The organism is Streptomyces asiaticus, from assembly GCF_018138715.1.
In the GTDB taxonomy this organism is placed as follows: Bacteria; Actinomycetota; Actinomycetes; order Streptomycetales; family Streptomycetaceae; genus Streptomyces; species Streptomyces asiaticus.
Map to the genome: position 1 here is coordinate 1,802,416 of NZ_JAGSHX010000006.1, position 16,856 is coordinate 1,819,271.

The 16,856-nt window shown below is 74.5% G+C and carries 12 protein-coding genes; 7 read left to right on the forward strand and 5 right to left on the reverse strand.

Annotated features, from left to right (window positions below):
* Positions 1–82: 82 nt before the first annotated feature.
* Positions 83–1,204, reverse strand: coding sequence for a Gfo/Idh/MocA family protein (locus KHP12_RS15325; RefSeq protein WP_086881265.1), 1,122 nt, complete (start codon positions 1,202–1,204; stop codon positions 83–85).
* A 62-nt stretch (positions 1,205–1,266) separates the two neighbouring features.
* Here KHP12_RS15325 and KHP12_RS15330 point away from each other — a divergent pair, with 62 nt between their 5' ends.
* Entirely contained in the window at positions 1,267–1,653 is a 387-nt protein-coding gene (locus tag KHP12_RS15330) for a winged helix-turn-helix transcriptional regulator (RefSeq protein WP_086881264.1), read from the forward strand.
* Positions 1,654–1,984: 331 nt separating this feature from the next.
* On the opposite strand, the gene KHP12_RS15335 is transcribed toward KHP12_RS15330, so the two are convergent.
* Positions 1,985–2,689 (reverse strand): hypothetical protein, encoded by a 705-nt coding sequence (locus KHP12_RS15335; RefSeq protein ID WP_208652958.1) that lies wholly within the window; start codon positions 2,687–2,689, stop codon positions 1,985–1,987.
* A 172-nt stretch (positions 2,690–2,861) separates the two neighbouring features.
* Here KHP12_RS15335 and KHP12_RS15340 point away from each other — a divergent pair, with 172 nt between their 5' ends.
* Entirely contained in the window at positions 2,862–3,605 is a 744-nt protein-coding gene (locus KHP12_RS15340) for an SIR2 family NAD-dependent protein deacylase (RefSeq protein WP_086881263.1), read from the forward strand.
* A 15-nt stretch (positions 3,606–3,620) separates the two neighbouring features.
* Here the strand turns inward: KHP12_RS15340 and KHP12_RS15345 are convergent, their stop codons facing one another.
* Together KHP12_RS15345 and KHP12_RS15350 are read right to left on the reverse strand one after the other, a co-directional pair.
* Entirely contained in the window at positions 3,621–4,133 is a 513-nt protein-coding gene (locus KHP12_RS15345) for a methylated-DNA--[protein]-cysteine S-methyltransferase (RefSeq protein WP_086881267.1), read from the reverse strand.
* Between the two features lie 173 nt (positions 4,134–4,306).
* On the reverse strand, positions 4,307–5,782 hold the full coding sequence (locus KHP12_RS15350; protein ID WP_211833062.1) for a DNA-3-methyladenine glycosylase 2 family protein: 1,476 nt from the start codon (positions 5,780–5,782) through the stop codon (positions 4,307–4,309).
* A 163-nt stretch (positions 5,783–5,945) separates the two neighbouring features.
* Between KHP12_RS15350 and KHP12_RS15355 the strand changes: the two genes are divergently transcribed.
* From KHP12_RS15355 to hemC, 5 genes are all read left to right on the forward strand, one after another.
* Positions 5,946–6,365, forward strand: a complete 420-nt coding sequence (locus KHP12_RS15355) for a CU044_2847 family protein (RefSeq protein ID WP_244202494.1) — start codon at positions 5,946–5,948, stop codon at positions 6,363–6,365.
* Between the two features lie 5 nt (positions 6,366–6,370).
* Positions 6,371–8,590, forward strand: coding sequence for a VMAP-C domain-containing protein (locus tag KHP12_RS15360; protein WP_086879571.1), 2,220 nt, complete (start codon positions 6,371–6,373; stop codon positions 8,588–8,590).
* Between the two features lie 93 nt (positions 8,591–8,683).
* Entirely contained in the window at positions 8,684–9,670 is a 987-nt protein-coding gene (locus KHP12_RS15365; protein WP_086879570.1) for an AAA family ATPase, read from the forward strand.
* Between the two features lie 3 nt (positions 9,671–9,673).
* On the forward strand, positions 9,674–14,353 hold the full coding sequence (locus KHP12_RS15370; protein ID WP_210610075.1) for an SAV_2336 N-terminal domain-related protein: 4,680 nt from the start codon (positions 9,674–9,676) through the stop codon (positions 14,351–14,353).
* A 30-nt stretch (positions 14,354–14,383) separates the two neighbouring features.
* Positions 14,384–15,316, forward strand: coding sequence for a hydroxymethylbilane synthase (hemC, locus tag KHP12_RS15375; protein WP_086879568.1), 933 nt, complete (start codon positions 14,384–14,386; stop codon positions 15,314–15,316).
* A gap of 97 nt (positions 15,317–15,413) precedes the next feature.
* Here the strand turns inward: hemC and KHP12_RS15380 are convergent, their stop codons facing one another.
* Entirely contained in the window at positions 15,414–16,826 is a 1,413-nt protein-coding gene (locus tag KHP12_RS15380) for a phytoene desaturase family protein (RefSeq protein WP_210610498.1), read from the reverse strand.
* Between the last annotated feature and the right edge of the window lie 30 nt (positions 16,827–16,856).

Below are 16,856 nucleotides of genomic sequence, written 5' to 3' on the forward strand. Positions count from 1 at the left end.
TGAAGCGTAGAGAACTCCATGATCGGGCGAACCGTGTCTGCCCCGCTACTACCGCCCAACCGGAACCTCCTTGCGGACGCCCTTAGAGGCGGATCCGCGTCCCCGAATCCCCCGACCGCTCGATCGCGTCAAGCAGCCGCTGCCGCCGCGCCGCGTGCGTGAAGTCCGGGGCAAGCGCCGTGCCCTGGGTCAGGTCAGCGTGGATCTGGGCGTACTGGGCGCCCACGTTGTAGGCGGGGCTCCTCCACAGACCGGCAAGTTCCGGTACGTCCAAGTAGCGGGCGGGCAGCGGGATTTCGGCGAGGGCAGCGGCTGTGCCCCGGGCGCCGTGGACGGTGAGCGCGTCCTGCTGAAGGTGGCCGTGGTCGCCCGTGACGACGAGGTCCCCCTCGGTGCCGTTGATCTCCCAGTGGAAGTTCGTGCCCCGGGAGAGCCCGGCGCGGAAGTGCAGCGAGGCGACCGCGCCCGATGCAAGGCGGCCGCTCACCGCGACCTGGTCGTGCACGGTCATCGCGGCCGCGCGGCCCGTGCCCTCCTCGTGCACCACGGGCCGCCGGGTCGCGAGCGTCGAGGAGACCTCAGTGAACTCGCCAAGCACCTGGGCTACGGCGTCGACGGTGTGCCCGAAGGGGATCGTCAGCATGGTGCCGCCGTTCTCGCGGTCCAGGAGGTACGCGCCGCCCGGCTCGAAGGTGGCGCCCCACCGGCGCCCCGACGCCACCAGGCTGGTGGAGAGGACCTCGCCCACGTACCTGTCGGTGACCAGGTCCCGCACCTGCCGCACCACGGGCGCCGAGCGGGCCTGAAGCCCGGCGAACGTCCGCACTCCGGCCTTCGCCGCGGCGGCCGCGAGCTCCTCTGCCTCGGCGAGCCCGTTGCCCAGCGGCCACTCGCAGAGCACCGCCTTGCCCGCGCCGAGTGCCGCGAGGATCACCTCGCGGTGCAGCGGCACCCGGACGCTGACGACCACTAGGTCCACCTCGTCGCTCGCCACAAGTTCCGCGGTGCTACCGAAGGCGAGCGGCACCCTGTACTTCTCGCCCGCCGCTCGGGCGGACTCGGCGCTCGAGGCCGAAAGGGCGCGCAGCTCGTACCCCTTGAGGCGGGAGAGGGCGGGCAGGTGCGACTGGGGAGCCCAGCCGCCGCGGGCGGAGAGGCCGACAAGGCCAACGCGGACAGGGGCGGAAGCGGCGGTCGAGTTCATGCCGCGAACGTACGGATACCCCCGTACTCACCCGCAAGGGCACCAAGTATATTTTGGAAACTATGACAGCTCAGAGGCGGTTTTCCGACATGGCCGAGCGCGCGCACCGGCACGACATTTACGGGCTGCTCTGCCCGGGCCGTGCCGTCTTCGAACTGCTCGCCAACAAATGGACGGGCCTGGCCATCACCGCCCTGGCAGGCGGCCCCCGCCGCTTCGGCGAGCTCCGCCGCAAGCTGGAGGGCGTCAGCCCCAAGGTGCTCACCCAGACCCTGCGGCGCCTGGAGGACAACGGCCTGGTCGTGCGCACCATCTACCCGGAGGTCCCACCGCGTGTCGAGTACGAGCTGACCGAACTCGGCCGCGGCGCCCTGGAGCCGCTGGCCCATCTGCGCACCTGGATCCGCGCCAACACCGGCCGGTTCGCTTCCGAAGGGCCGGGGGAATGAGCGGCCGAGCTGCCTGTCGAGTTCTTCATCGCTCTCGCCGCCGCGATCATCACCGTCTGTAGCCTCATCCACCGGGCATGGACCCCTCTGTCGCTGGCCCAACCGCCCCCGAAGCCCCCCGCATCCGGTGACCTACTGGCGGACGCCCCCAGCGCGCGGAACAGATCCACCGCGCCATCGCCCGCGTCCTCATCCGTCGGGTCCGCCATCGCCACCCCCGCCATTCCTCTCGGCCCGGTCCGTCTGCAGAAACCGCAGCGTGGGACGGTCCGACCACGCGGAGTAACAGGAACCGGCGGTTCCCCACCGAGCGGGTGAACCCTCGCGGACGTCAGCGCTCGGCGGTGTCCCATTCGCTGCCGAGCCAGCCGCCGTGGCTGTCGAGGAGGGCGACGAGGGACGCGGTCACGCGGTCGTCCCACCAGTCCGCCACGGCCTTGAGCTCGAAGGCGGTTCCGGGGCCGCTGTGGAAGTCGAGGACGATCCGGCGGTCCAGCCGCCACCGGATGCGGCGCGGGGTGCGGCCGGGGTCGCCGCCGCCGTTGAGGATGATCCCGATCACGACCAGCAGTTGGAGGGGGAGGAACAGCCACCACACGCCCCACCAGAAGGGCCGCCCCTTGAAGCCCACGGCGGGCCGGGAGCCGGTCTGCTGGACGGTCCAGCGGGTGCGGAGGCCGCCCTTCATCGCCGGGCGGCGGGTGATGAGGGCCAGGGGTTCACCGGCGGCGCCCAGGACTTCGTACGTGGCGGGGCCGCCCTTGGTGGCCGACTTGGTCACCACCTGCGCGAACACCTGCCCGCGTTGGGGATCTGCCCAGAGGGTGAACGCGCGGGTGCCCTCCTTACGGGCGGCACGGTACTCGGGGAGGCCGCCGCCGGGTGGGTTCCGCCGCTCGGGGAAGGCCAGCGGGCGGCTGGTGCGGCCGCGGCGAGGTGGTTCGTCGGAGACGCGTATCGTCCGGGCGATGCCGCCCTCCGGCGCCCCGTCCTCCTCCTCCGCGGTCCGGCCGCTCAGCCATAGGAAACGCGCCATCCCCGTGCTCTCCCCGTCCGCGGTGTCCGACCCGGGCGTCCGACCCGGGCCTCCGGGGTCGGGCCTCCGGGTCGGGCGTCCGGGTCGGGCGTCCGTCCCGGTGCCGGGCGGACTTTACCCGTCCGGATAAACGCGCTCGCCGTCGGCCGCGCCGCGTGCGTACGCTCGCCGCATGAGCAGCGAGACGACGCACCGGCCGCTGGTGGCGATCCTGAGCGGGGCGGGAATCTCCACCGACTCCGGAATCCCCGACTACCGCGGTCCGCAGGGGCTGTGGCGGCGCGATCCCGAGGCCGAGAAGCTCGTGACGTACGAGTACTACATGACCGACCCCGACATCCGGCGCCGCTCCTGGGAGATGCGGCGCGACAGCAAGGCGCTGCACGCCCGGCCCAACGGGGCGCACGAGGCCGTCGCCCGGCTGGAGCGTTCGGGGGTGCCGGTGCGGGTGATCACCCAGAACGTGGACGGGCTGCACCAGATCGCCGGGATGCCCGCGCGCAAGGTGCTGGAGCTGCACGGCACCGCGCGGGCCGTGCGGTGCACCCACTGCGAGGCGCGGTCCGGGATGGACGAGGCGCTGGAGCGGGTCGCGGCGGGTGAGGCGGATCCGGCGTGCCGGGAGTGCGGCGGGATCCTGAAGTCGGCCACGGTGATGTTCGGGGAGAACCTCGATCCGGAGGTGCTGACGGAAGCGGTCGCGGTGGCGCAGGCGTGCGAGATCTTCATCGCGGTCGGTACCAGCCTCCAGGTTCAGCCCGCGGCCTCGCTCGCCGGGCTGGCCGCCGAGCATGGGGCCCGGCTGATCATCGTCAACGCGGAGCCGACGCCGTACGACGAGCTTGCGGACGAGGTCGTTCGCGAGCCCATCAGTGTGGCGCTGCCTGCTTTGCTGGACCGCATCGCCGCGGGCTGATCACTGAGTTCATGGTCAGAAGAGGCCGGGCAGTTCTTGCCGCTCTTGTCGCGACTCGAACTCCAGCAGCCGCCGCTTGCGGTCCAGGCCGCCGCCGTAGCCGGTGAGGCTGCCGGACGAGCCGACGACGCGGTGGCAGGGGACGATGATGCCGACCGGGTTCTTGCCGTTGGCCAGGCCCACCGCGCGGGAGGCGGTGGGCCGGCCGATGCGGTCGGCCAACTGGCCGTACGACCAGGTCTCGCCGTACGGGATGGCCCGCAGCTCGGCCCAGACGCGGCGCTGGAAGGGCGTGCCGTCCAGGTGCAGCGGCAGGTCGAACTCGGTCAGCTCGCCCGCGAAGTAGGCCGTGAGCTGGTGGATGGTCTCGGCGAAGGGAGTGTCGGCCGGGTCGCCGGGGGCGCCGAAGGTTTCCTCGAATGGGCGGTGGCGCTGCGCGACCATGTAGAGCCCGGAGAGGTCGGTGCCGGTGGCCACGAGGGTGAGGGGGCCGTAGGGGCTGTCGATGGTGGTGTGGGTGCGGTTCATGTGTTCCTCGGTGGGGTGGCGGGTGATGCGTGCGGTGCTGGTCGGGCGGCTCAGCGGTGTGCGGGCCGCCGTTTCGTTGCCGGGTGCGGCCCGGTGGCCGGTTTGTGCCCACCCGTCCCTCCCCCAGCTACCGCTGGGAGGTGCCCCCTCGCGGGGCGATTGCCCACAAACGGTCATGCTGCCGGTAGGCGGTTGATGGCGTGGGCCGCGTCCGTGGCCCATAGGTACTGGACGGCGTAGGCGCGCCAGGGGCGCCAGTGGGTCGAGTGGCGGGTGAGGGCGCCTGGCGTCGCGGGCAGGCCCAGTTCGGTGGCGGCGCGGCGCACTCCCAGGTCGGTCGGGAGGAAGGCGTCCGGGTCGCCGAGGGCGCGCATCGCGATCACCTCGACGGTCCAGGGGCCGAGCCCCGGCAGCGCGCCGAGGCTCGCGCGGGCCTCGTCCCAGTCGCTGCCGACGCCGAGCGCGACCCGGCCCTCGGCGAGCGCGCCGATCAGCCCGGTGAGGGTGGCGCGGCGGGTGCGGGGCATGGCCAGCTTCTCGGGGTCGAGCCCGGCGAGGGCCTGGACGGACGGGAAGAGGTGGGTCAGGCCGCCCGCCGGGTCCTCCACGGGCTCGCCGTGCGCCGTCACCAGGCGCCCGGCGTGGGTGCGGGCGGCCGCCGTGGACACCTGCTGTCCGAGCACCGCGCGCACCGCGAACTCGTCCGCGTCCACCGCGCGCGGCACCCGCCGCCCCGGGGCCTTGTCGACCAGCGGGGCCAACCGGAGGTCCGTACGCAGCAGATCGTCCACGGCGGCCGGGTCCGCGTCGAGGTCCAGCAACCGCCGGCAGCGGCTGATCGCCCCGGCCAGATCGCGCAGGTCGGCGAGGGAGAGCTGGCAGGCGATGTGGTCCGGCCGGGGGCTGAGGGTGACCACCCCGGGCCCGTACGGCAGCCGCAGGGTGCGCCGGTACGCGCCGTCCCGCCACTCCTCGACGCCGGGGACGGCGGTGGCGGCCAGGTGCCCGAAGAGGTTGTCCGGACACAGCGGCGCCCGGAACGGCAGCCGCAGCGTCAGCGCCCCCGGCACGCTGGTCCGCGGCCCTCGGCCGGCCCGCTGCCGCAGCTCGGTCGGGGAGAGCGCGAAGATCTCCCGTACGGTCTCGTTGAACGCGCGGACGCTGGCGAACCCGGCCGCGAAGGCGATGTCCGCCATCGGCAGCGCACTGGTCTCGATCAGCAGCCGCGCGGTCTGCGCCCGCTGGGCCCTGGCGAGCGCGAGCGGGCCCGCGCCGAGCTCGGCGAGCAGCTGCCGCTCGACCTGCCGGGTGCTGTATCCCAGCCGGGCCGCCAGGCCCGGGACCCCGTCCCGGTCCACCACACCGTCGGCGATCAGCCGCATGGCACGGGCCACCAGATCCGCCCGCTCGTTCCACTCCGGCGAGCCGGGGCTGGCGTCCGGACGGCACCGCTTGCAGGCCCGGAACCCGGCCTGCTGGGCGGCCGCGGCGCTGGGGTAGAACCGCATGTTCTCGGGCTTGAGCCCGACGACCGGGCAGCTCGGCCGGCAGTAGATCCCGGTGGTCACGACGGCGATGAAGAACCACCCGTCGAAGCGGGCGTCCTTGGCCTGTGCGGCGCGGAGGCACCGGTCGGTGTCGGTGTGCATGGGTCCAGCATCCGCCAGCGGGGTGGGGGCAGGCTCGCGGGAATCCGACATCGACCTTGCGCGGACCGCCCCGGTGGCGCGCGCCCCGTGGCCCCGCGCCCCGTCCGTCGTTCCGGCGGCGTTTGGTGCGAAGGGGCAGACCGGACGCCTGATGATCGGCATGATGAGGAATGTGACGGAACACCGTGAGATACCCCTGGCGGACGGCACGACCGTACGGCTGGAACTGGCCCCCGTGGGAGACGCCTCCCCCGAGGACGCATACGGCGGCGTCGGCGGCGTGACCCCGGTGGGGCGGGGTGCGCAGGCCGCGGCCACGCTCGCCCATGCCGGGCTGGGCGTCATCCTGCAAGGGCTGGGGCCGGTGCTCCAGGATGTGCACGACGCCGTCAGCTCGGCTCCGCATCCGCCCCAGGAGTTCACCGTGCAGTTCGGGGTGCAGGTCGGCCAGGACCTCAAGCTCGGCATCGTGGGCGCCAACGGGAACGCCAACCTGACCATTTCGGCCACCTGGAGGCCGTCGGAGCGGCCCGGGCCCACGGCGCCGGCGGTGCCGCCGTCCCGGCCCGGCCCCGCGGGCTGAAGCCCATGGGGTGGTTCCACGCGCACGGGGTCTCGTCACGGCCCGCGGTGTCCATTCTCGCCAAGGCCGACGGAAGACCGGCGGGCGCGGGCGTCCTGCTGCCGCGCCGCCATCTGCTGACGTGCGCTCATGTGGTCAACAGCGCGCTGGGAAAGGACATGCTGGCCCCGGATCACCCGGGCCCGATCGCCGTGCCCGTACGGCTCCACGGACCGGAACACACCGTCGAGGCCCACGCCGAGCTGGCGGTCTGGATACCGCCCCGGACCGACGACGGCGGCCTGGGCGCCTTCGAGTGGAACGGCGACCTCGCCGTCCTGCGGCTGAACGTGAGCCCGCCGCCCGCGATCGAGCCGCCGCGCTGGCACCCGATGGCCAAGCGGCAGCTCGTACGGGCCTGGCACGGCAGCGGGGAGCCCGGAGTGTTCGCCGACGCCGAAGTGAGCGCGTGCGACGGGCGGTTCGGCTACTTCGACGGGGCCGAGCGCGCCCTGGACATCGAAGCCGCCTACAGCGGCGGCCCGTTGTGGTCCAACGAGGAGGGCGCCGTCGTCGGGCTGGTGACGGCAAAGCTCCGCGTCCAGGGGACGCTGCGCCGCGCCTGGGGCATCCCCTGGCAGCGCGTGACGCGGGAGCTGGACGACGCCGGGGCGGGCCATCTGCTGCCCCGGCAGCCCGCGGAGGACGTGCGCGACCACCCCGGCTACGCCGAGCTCGTCGCCCTGCTGGACGGGCCGCTGACGCTGTCCGAGGGCTGGATCCGCTGCTGCCGTACGGTCGCCCGCCAGTGCGGCCTCGGCCATCGCGCGGACGGCGTGCCCTCCGCCGAGGAGTTCGCCCAGCTGCTGCTCACCCGGGGGCGTGCGCTGCCCGCGCTGGTCGAGGCGGTGCGCGGCATGGCGGGCCCGGTGGCCGACGACCTCCTCGCCATCGGACGCCGCTGCGGGCTGCCCAAGCTGCTCTCGCCAGGTGAGCACGAGCGGCTGCTGGTCCAGCTGCGCGCCCTGCCCGCGGCCGCCGCGGCCGGTGTCCCCGGGGCCGTACGGGCGGCGCTGCCGCTGGCGGCCCTGCCCGCGGCGCTGCTCACCGGCGATGACGGTCACCACGGCCGTGATCGGGACGGCGACGGACACGGCCTCGGCGGTGTCCGCGGCGGAGACGGCCTCGGCGGGCGGTTCGAGGCGTTGATCGCCCATGTGGAGGGGCTGCACGGGGACAGCTCGGCGGCCGACGACGGGGCCATGCCCGCCGTGCCGGGCCTGCTGCGGGCCGTGGAGTTCGTGGCCGCCGGATGCTGCCCGGCGGAGCAGCGCGCCGCGCTGCGGCGGTGGAACGCGGCGGTCGCCCGCCGTCTCGGCGTCCATGACGCCGCCCTGATGGACCGCCGCCACGACGCCGAGCAGTGGGCCCGGAGCGCCTCCCGGGGCGCCGCGCCCCGCGTGGTGGCGAAGCTGGACCGCTGCGGGGCGGCACCCGGCGGCGCACCGGCGGCGACGCGGGAGGAGGAGCCCGAGCGCTACCGGCTGCGGCTGTGGTGCGACGACGGGGACGGGCTGCGCCAGGTGTCGGACGACAGTGAACGGCCGCGCGGCGCGCAGGAGGTGGCCCAGGAGATCTTCGCCGCCGTGGGCACGCTGCGCCGCCCCGACCCCTCGGGGCCGCGGCCCGTCATCGAACTGGTCGTGGACCGGGACGCCCTGGAGGTGCCGGTGGACCGCTGGAAGGCCGCGGGGCCGGGAGCGGTGCTCCCCATGCGGCTCGGCACCCCGTACCCCCTGGTCGTCAACTGCCCCGAGCTGCGGGAGCTGAACGGCGGCACGATGCTGGACCAGTGGCGGGAGCGCTGGGCCCGGCTGGAGGCCGAGGAGCCCGTGCACATCGACGACGCCACGGCCCCGGACCCGGAGGCGGTGTGCGGTCTGCTCATGGAGCGGCTCACCGCCCGGGTCACCGTCGATGTGGCGGCCCACCGGCGCACCGGTGTGGTGCAGATGTGTCTGGCCGCGGGCGTTCCGGTGGTGCTGTGGGATCGCAGCGGGGAGCAGGGCTCCCCGGCCGTGCGCCACGCGGCGGGGGCGAGCACCCGGCAACTGCCCGAGGCCGTACGGACCTACCGCACGAAGACCCTGCAACGGCCCGAGGAGTACCCCGGGCGGCCGGTGCTCGCCTGGGCCGATGCGGGGCGGGCGCTGCCACGGCTGGATCTTGTGGACCCCACGGAGTGACGGTGGGATCCGCAGCGGCAGTGAGGCGGCAGTGAGAGAGACGGCAGGAGGCGCGCGATGTCCGCTGAGGCGGGCCGAGAGGGAGGTTCCCCGATGAATCCACGGGAGGAGCCCGACTGGCGGCTGTTCCGGGGGGACGGCGTGGCCCGGCACGTGGAGATGCCACCCGCCCCGCCGTGGCGCCGCTTCGGCGCCACGGCGGGGCGGGCAGTCCCCGACGGGGAGCGGGCGCCGTCCGGTCCGGCGGGCCCGGCGCCGTATCTGATCGAGCCCGAACACGCGGACGTGGTCAACGCGGCCCTCCATCTGCGGCGTCCGCTGCTCGTCACCGGCAGCCCGGGGACCGGCAAGTCCTCGCTCGCGCGGGCGATCGCGCATGAGATGGACCTGGGCGAGGTGCTGCGCTGGCCGGTCAACAGCCGGTCCACCGTGCAGGACGCGCTCTACCGCTACGACGCGATCGGGCGGCTGCGCGAGACGGCCCTGACGCGCGACCGTGGCGAGGCCGAGCCCGACATCGGCAGCTTCGTACGGCTCGGACCGCTGGGCACCGCGCTGGTGCCGGGCGAACGCCCCCGGGTACTGCTCGTCGACGAGCTCGACAAGGGCGATGTCGACCTGCCGAACGATCTGCTGACCGTCTTCGAGGAGGGCGAGTTCGAGATCCCCGAGCTGGCCCGGCTGCCGGAGGAGCAGTCGGTGGTGGAGGTGCTCACCGAGCGGGCGGGCGAGCGTGCCACGGTGCGGCGGGGCCGGCTGGTGTGCGAGGAGTTCCCGGTCGTGGTGATCACCAGCAACGGTGAGCGCGACTTCCCGCCCGCCTTCCTCCGCCGCTGTGTCCGGCTGGAGCTGCCCACCCCCGACGAGTCGCGACTGCGGGCGATCGTCACCGCGCATCTGGGAGACGACGCGCTGGAGGACGTCGATCAGCTGCTGGACGCCTTTCTCCGCCGCCGGGCGGCCCGCGAGCTGGCGACCGACCAGCTGCTGAACGCCGTGTTCCTGCGCGCGGGCGGCTTGGATGTGACGGCGGACGGCCTGCTGGAAGCGGTGCTGCACCGGCTGGGCGGGGCGGTGTGACACGTGAGCCGGGGGGACGCGGGGCACGGCGGCGCGGGGCATGGCGACGCGGGGCATGGCGACGCGGGGCATGGCGACGCGGGGCATGGCGACGCGGGGCAGGACCGCGGCGGGCGGGGTGACGCCGGGCAGGGCGACGTCGGGCGCGGTGACACCGAGCAGGGCGGTGCCAGGCGGTTGGGGCGGCTTGACGAGGCGATCGCGGTTCTTGCCGCCAGTGGTCTCGAGCTGTCCGGGGAGGAGCTGCTCGACGCGCTCTGGCTGGCCGGGCGGCTGCCCGAGGACGGCGCGGAGCGGGCGCCCCTGGCCCGCGCGGTGACGCGCGGCGGGGCGGCGCTGCCCGGCACGCGCCCCGGGCCCATTCCCCGTCCCGCGGCCACGGCCTCGCCGCCCGCCTCCGCTCAGCGGACCGAGCAGCGGACCACGCCCGCCGATACCGCGCGGGCCAACGGCGGCGTGCCCGGCGCCCGGCCGTCCGCCCCCGCCGAGGGGTGGCCGGACGATCCGCCGGAGCAGCGACCCGCCCGGGCCCCGCGCGGTGGCGATCAGCGGCTGCGCGGCCTGTACGGCGGCAGTCAGGCGCCCGGTGCGGAGGGGGCGGAGGGCCTGGAGGGCACATCCGCGGACGCGCGGCGCGCGCTGCCGCTGCGCGTGCCCGAGGACAAGGCGCTGCACCAGGAGCTCTCCATCGGCCGCGCCCTGCGCCCGCTCAAACAGCACCGTCCCAATCCGCTCAAGCGGGAGTTCGACGAGGCCGCCACCGCCACCGCACTCGCCGAGACCGGTCTGCCGGACGTGGTGACCCGCCCCGCCCGCGAACGGTGGCTCGATCTCGCGCTCGTCATCGACGACGGGATGTCGATGCTGCTGTGGCGGCGGCTCGCCGTCGAGTTGCGCACCGTACTCCAGCGCTCGGGCGCCTTCCGCGTCGTCCGGGTGGTGGGCCTGCACACGCGCGGCGATGGCGCACCCGCGCTGCGCACCCGCCCGTACGCCCCGGAAGCGCCCCTGCTGCCCACGACGGCGTTGTCCGATCCTTCCGGGCACACGCTGGTGCTCGTGGTGAGCGACGGGGTGGGCGCGGCGTGGCGGGACGGGCGGATGGGCCAGGTGCTGGCGCGCTGGGCGGGGTTCGGCCCCACGGCGGTGGTGCACGCGCTGCCGCCCCGGCTGTGGGAGGGCTCCGGGATCCGGACGCGGCGCTGGCAGGTGCGTACCCGCAGACCGGGCTCGGCCAACGCGGACTGGACGGTCGCGGATCCGGTGCTGCCCGCCGCCCTGGCGCGTTTCGCGGGGGTGCCGGTTCCGGTGCTGGAGCCGGACGCCGGGCCGCTGGCCGACTGGGCCCGGCTGATCGCCTCCGCGAGCGGTACGGCGGTCCTCCCGCTGCTGGTCCCGCCGCGCGACGGGCCGCGCGCCAGCCCGCATGACGGCCCGCACGCCAGCCCGCACGACGGCCCGCGTACCGCCCCGGCCGCCGCCTCCGCCCCGGCCGCCGCCGTCCCCGCCCCGGCCGATGAGCTCGGCCCCGTCCAGCGCTTCCGGGACGCGGCGTCCCCGGAGGCGTACCGGCTGGCGGCCCATCTCGCCGCCGTGGCCCCGCTGCCGGTGCCGGTGATGCGGATGGTGCAGAAGGCGGTGGACGGCCGGACCGACACCGGACGGCTGGCCGAGGTGTTCCTGGGCGGGCTGATGCGCCCCGTCGAACCGCCCGCCTCGGCGGGTACGGACCCGCTGCCGCCCGAACACCGCCCCTTCACCTTCACCGACGCGGCACAGCGGGCGCTGCTGGGCGCGGTGCCGCTGGCGGAGCTGGTCGCGACCAGCCGGCTGATCGGCCGTCGCCTTGAGCAACTGGCGGGCCGCTCCCCCGACTTCCCGGCCTGGCTGGCCGACCCGGGCGGCACCGACCGGCTCCCGCCCGGCGCCCGGCCCTTCAGCACGGTGGAGCGACGGCTGGCGGCCCGGCTGGGGGCCACATCGCTGTCGTCGGCGTTCACGACCCGTACGGCGGCGGAGCAGTGGCGCCGTCTGGAGCCCAGAGATCCACGCACCATCGGTCCGTACCGGCTGACGATGGCCGGACCACCGGGAGCGCGGCTCAACCCGTATCTGGGCCGGGACCCATACGGCGCGGAGGCCATCGTCCAGGTGGCCCGGCGTGTGCGCGGCCAGCAGGACGCCGACCTGCTGGCGGTGGAGGCGGAGGCGCTGCGCCGGATGGACGGCCGCTACGCCCGCCGTCTGCTGCGCGAGGGGCTGAACGACGACGTTCCGTGGGTCGCGGAAGAAGCCCTCATCGGGGAGCGTCTGGACTTCGTCCTGCGCGCCGACGCCGAGCGGTGGGGGGACCGGCTGGACGACGCCCTCCTCACCAGCCCCGAGCGCTGGGACGGACATACCGCCCTCGCGCTCGCCCGCAAGGTCGCGGACGCGGTGCGGATCTCCGAGAAGGCGGGGATGGTGCACGGCGACCTCAGCGTCAGCACCGTGCATATCGCCGGTGAGAACATCCTCCTGACCGGCTGGTCGTCGGCCACCATCGACAGGATGCCGTCCCCGGCGTCCACCGATGGCCGCCCGCCGGCCTTCAAGGATGTCATCGGTGCACTGGGCGACATCCTGCTGTGCCTCGGCGGCGGGGCACAGACGCGTCGGCCCGCCCCGGGGCTGTATTTCATGCCGCGCTGGAGCGATGCCGCCTGGGAACCGCTCCGCGCCATGGTGATGGCGTGCCGGGAGAACCCCAGCCACCACACCGCACGCGGGATCTGGGAATTCCTCATGGACTTCCAGCCGGACGCCGCGCCGCCGCATGCCCGCGCCGGGCAGCCCCGGCCGCGCCCCGGGGAACCCACCACCTGCGCGGTGTGCGGCGACCCACTGGACCCGTTCGACCGCTTTTGCGGCGTGTGCGGCGCGGATCTGTCCACGACACCGCCCTTGCCGGCGTCCTCCGGCTCCGCCGGCGCTCCCCGCACGGAGCCGGAGAGCGGCCTGCCGTCGTTCGACCCGTACCGCGCCTACCGCAGGCTGGGCGGCAGCCGGGGGCAGGACGTCTATCTGGCCCGTCGATCGGGCGCGGCGAACGATGTGGTGATACGCGTCGCCCCGGGCGCCCATCGGGAGCTGCGGACCGAGGCGGAAGCGCTGCGGCGGATGTCCGGGCACTACGCGCCACGGCTCGTCGCGGACGACTCCTACCTCAACCCCCCGTGGATCACGCAGGAGTTCATCAGCCTGCCCGACGGCTCACCGGCCCCGCTACTGTCAACGCTCCTGGGCCGGAGGTCTGACGGCTCCCCCCGGCTGGACGCCGTGCACGCCGCCACCATCGGCCTCCGCGTCGCCGAGGCGGTGAACATGTGCGCGCTCAAGGGGATCGTCCTCGGGACCCTTACGGCGGACACCGTGCTCGTCGTCGGCCGTACGGTGAAGCTCATCGGCTGGACCGACGCGAGCATCAACGACCGCCATCGGAAAACCCCCACCCACGCGGACAATGTCTACGCCCTGGGCGAGATCCTCCGCGCCCTGAGCGACGCACAGCCGACCGCTCAGCTCTCCCGGACAGACGCCATATGGCGCGAACCCCAGCTGATCTCGATCGTGTCCGCCTGTCTGGACGACCGGCCGAGCAGACGACCGTCGGCGGGCCGGGTGGCGGAGGTCCTCGTCCGGTGCCTGCCGCCCGTGCTGGCCTCGGCCCATACATCGTACGAGGTCGAGACCTCGGCCCCGCCCTCACCGCCGGACGGGACACCGGACGCCGGGCCCGCCCCCACGACGGCTCCCGAGCCGCCGCGGCCCCCTCGTTCCACCCGTTCCCGCCTGGCCGCGCTCGTGGGGCTCGGCGGGCGGTCGGCCAGGGCGGAGCAGCGACAGCGCAAGCTGGACCTCATCCGTACGCCGCTGCCGTCCTGCCACCGCATCGCGGTGATCAGCCGCCCCGTGAGTGCCGGGCGCACCGTCACGACCCTCGCCCTGGGCGCGCTCCTCGCGGCCGAGCGCCAGGACCAGGTCATCGCGGTGGACGCGATGCCCGGCGGTGACTCGCTCAGCCGCCGGGTCGACGGCCGATCCGAGGGGGCCGTCCACGATCTGGCCCGCGCCGGTCTTCCCATCGACGACGCGGAGTCCATCCGGCGCTTCACCTCGCGACTGCCCTCCGGGCTCGAGGTCCTCCTCGGAGACACCACCCCGATGAGTCTCGTGGGCCGGGCGGCCCCGATCGACGACACGGAGTACCGCCGCGTCATGACCCTTCTGGCGCCGCACTACCCGATCGTCCTCAGCGACTCGGACACCGGCGCACTCCACCGCAGCATGCGCGGGATCGTCGATCTCGCCGACCAGTTGATCATCGTTACCACTCCATCGGTTGAGCACATGAGGAGCGCGCACACGGCCCTGGACCGGCTGGCCGAGGACGGTCACGCGGACCTGGTGCGACGCGCCATCACCGTGATCAACATGTCGCACGACGTGCCCTGGACCGATCACTACGAGGGCCTCGCGGCGGGGTTCCGGGACCGCTGCCGCGGCGTGGCCGTGGTGCCGTACGACGAGCATCTGGCAACCCGGGGCGCAATCGACCTCCAACGGCTCGCGTCCAGGACCCTCGACGCCTACATCGACCTCGCCGCCCTGGTCGCGGAGGGGTTCCCCGGGGCCGGGACATAGCGCCCGCCGCGAGGGCCTATCCTCTACGCCATGTCCGCCGATTTGATCCGCATCGTCTCCCGTTCCTCCCCCATGGCCCTCGCCCAGGTCGAACGGGTCCGTACCGAGCTGGCCGCGCTGCGGCCGGGGATCCGTACGGAGGTCGTACCGGTCACCACCTCCGGCGACCGGTGGATGGGCGATCTGTCGAAGCTGGGCGGGAAGGGTGCGTTCACCAAGGAGGTGGACGCCACGCTGCTGGCGGGTGAGGCGGATCTCGCGGTGCACTGCATCAAGGACGTGCCCGCCGACCGTCCGCTGCCCGCGGGCACGGTCTTCGCCGCCTACCTCAAGCGGGACGACATCCGCGACGCCGTGATCCACCCCGGCGGGCTCACCCTCGACGAGATGCCCGCGGGCACCCGGATCGGCACCTCCTCGGTCCGCCGCGTCGCCCAGCTGGCCATCACCCACCCGCAGCTGGAGTGCGTGCCGATGCGCGGCAACGCCAACCGCCGGCTGGAGAAGCTGGACGCGGGCGACTGCGACGCGCTGCTGCTGGCCGTCTCGGGTCTGGAGCGGATCGGCCGTATGGACCGGATCAGCGAGATCCTGCCGGTGGACGCCATGTGCCCGCCGATCGGCGCCGGGGTGCTGGGGCTCCAGTGCCGGGAGGACGACACCGAGACGATCGAGGCCGTGGCCGGGCTCGGCGACGCCGCGGTCTGGAAGGAAATCACCGCGGAGCGCATGCTGCTGCATGTGCTCCAGGGCCACTGCAACTCCCCCATCGCGGGCTATGCCAGGGCCGAGCGCGACGGCCGCCTCTCGCTGCGCGCCCGGGTCTTCAGCCCCGACGGCAAGACGGTCCTGGACGCCCACGAATGGGCGGGCCCCCTGGACCCGGCCACCCTGGGCACGTCGGTCGCGGTGGCGCTGCTCCGGCAGGGCGCCCGCGAGGTCATCGACACCATCCCGCACTGAGGCGCTGTCCCGCACTGAAGCACCATCCCGCACTGAAGCACCATCCCGCACTGAGGCGCCGTCCCGCACTGAGGCGGCCGCAGGCCCCAGCCGGGCCCTACCGCGCCCGCAGCCTCCGCCACACCGCACGCGCCGCGTGGTGGCCCGACATGCCGTGGACGCCGGGGCCCGGCGGGGTGGCGGAGGAGCAGAGGTAGACCGCCGGGTGGGCGGTGGCGTAGGGGACGCGGGCGAGCTTGGGGCGTATGGCGGCCTGGATACCCGCGAAGGCGCCGCAGGCGATGTCGCCGTCGATGTAGTTGGCGTTGCGGGCGGCGAGCTCGGGTGGGCCGGCCACCGCGCGGGCCAGCACCAGATCGCGGAAACCCGGGGCGAAGCGCTCGATCTGACGCTCGATCACCTCCGTGGCGTCGCCCTTCCAGCCGCTGGGCACATGGCCGTACGCCCAGAACGTGTGCTTGCCCTCCGGGGCGCGGGAGGGGTCCAGGAGGCTGGGCTGGGCGGTGATCAGGAACGGGACGGAGGGGTCGCGGCCCTCGACGGCGGCCCGCAGCGCCGCGCCGATCTCGCCCGAGGTGGGGCCGACGTGGACGGTGCCCGCGCGGCGGGCGTCGGGCGCGGTCCAGGGGACCGGGCCGGACAGCGCGTAGTCGATCTTGAAGGCGCTGGCCCCGTAGCGGTAGCGGCGGTAGGCGTTGCCGAGACCGGCGATACGGGCCAGGGCGCGCGGCGAGGTGTCGAAGATGTACGCGCGGGCGGGCGGCAGTTCGTCGAGCCGCTTGACCTCGGTGGAGACGTGGATCGCCCCGCCGTGTGCGCGCAGGTACGCGCCCAGCGCGTCCACGATCGACTGGGAGCCGCCGCGCGGGATCGGCCAGCCGACCTCATGGGCCGCGACGGCGAACATCAGGGCGAGGCCGCCGGTGACCGGTGCGCTGGTGGGCGCGATGGCGTGCCCGGCCAGCCCGGCGAACAGGGCGCGCGCCTTCTCGTCGCGGAAGCGGAGCGGACCCGCGAGCAGCGCGACCGGCAGGAGCGCGTGCAGCCCGAAGCGGGCCCAGGTGATCGGGTCGCGGGGCACCCCGTCCCAGTGGGCGCGCAGCAGATCGGGGGCGAGGGTGGCCCAGCGGCCGAGGTAGGGGGCCAGCAGCCGGCGGTAGGTGCCGGCGTCGCGGGGGCCGAGCGACATGGCGGTCTCGCCGACCGAGCGGGCCAGCACCGCGGCGGTGCCGTCCGGGAAGGGGTGGGCCAGCGGCAGCTCGGGGTGGAGCCACTCCAGGCCGTACCGGGCCAGCGGCATCCGCTCGAAGGCCGGGGAGCCGATGGCGAGTGGGTGCACGGCGGAGCAGGGGTCGTGCCGGAAGCCGGGGAGGGTCAGCTCTTCGGTGCGTGAGCCCCCGCCGATGGTGTCCGCGGCCTCGAAGACCTCCACCGCGCAGCCGCGGCGGGCGAGTTCGACGGCCGCGGTCAGCCCGTTCGGTCCGGCACCCACTACGACCGCGTCGAGCATGGACGGCACGTCGGCTCCCCCTCGTCCTCG

Excerpts from the sequence above, each read along its gene's own strand:
- KHP12_RS15365 (WP_086879570.1), top strand. The coding sequence starts at position 8,684 with ATGAATCCACGGGAGGAGCCCGACTGGCGGCTGTTCCGGGGGGACGGC.
- KHP12_RS15340 (WP_086881263.1), top strand. The coding sequence starts at position 2,862 with ATGAGCAGCGAGACGACGCACCGGCCGCTGGTGGCGATCCTGAGCGGG.
- KHP12_RS15325 (WP_086881265.1), bottom strand. The coding sequence starts at position 1,204 with ATGAACTCGACCGCCGCTTCCGCCCCTGTCCGCGTTGGCCTTGTCGGC.
- KHP12_RS15360 (WP_086879571.1), top strand. The coding sequence starts at position 6,371 with ATGGGGTGGTTCCACGCGCACGGGGTCTCGTCACGGCCCGCGGTGTCC.
- KHP12_RS15335 (WP_208652958.1), bottom strand. The coding sequence starts at position 2,689 with ATGGCGCGTTTCCTATGGCTGAGCGGCCGGACCGCGGAGGAGGAGGAC.
- KHP12_RS15330 (WP_086881264.1), top strand. The coding sequence starts at position 1,267 with ATGACAGCTCAGAGGCGGTTTTCCGACATGGCCGAGCGCGCGCACCGG.
- KHP12_RS15350 (WP_211833062.1), bottom strand. The coding sequence starts at position 5,782 with ATGCACACCGACACCGACCGGTGCCTCCGCGCCGCACAGGCCAAGGAC.
- KHP12_RS15345 (WP_086881267.1), bottom strand. The coding sequence starts at position 4,133 with ATGAACCGCACCCACACCACCATCGACAGCCCCTACGGCCCCCTCACC.
- KHP12_RS15355 (WP_244202494.1), top strand. The coding sequence starts at position 5,946 with ATGAGGAATGTGACGGAACACCGTGAGATACCCCTGGCGGACGGCACG.
- hemC (WP_086879568.1), top strand. The coding sequence starts at position 14,384 with ATGTCCGCCGATTTGATCCGCATCGTCTCCCGTTCCTCCCCCATGGCC.
- KHP12_RS15380 (WP_210610498.1), bottom strand. The coding sequence starts at position 16,826 with ATGCTCGACGCGGTCGTAGTGGGTGCCGGACCGAACGGGCTGACCGCG.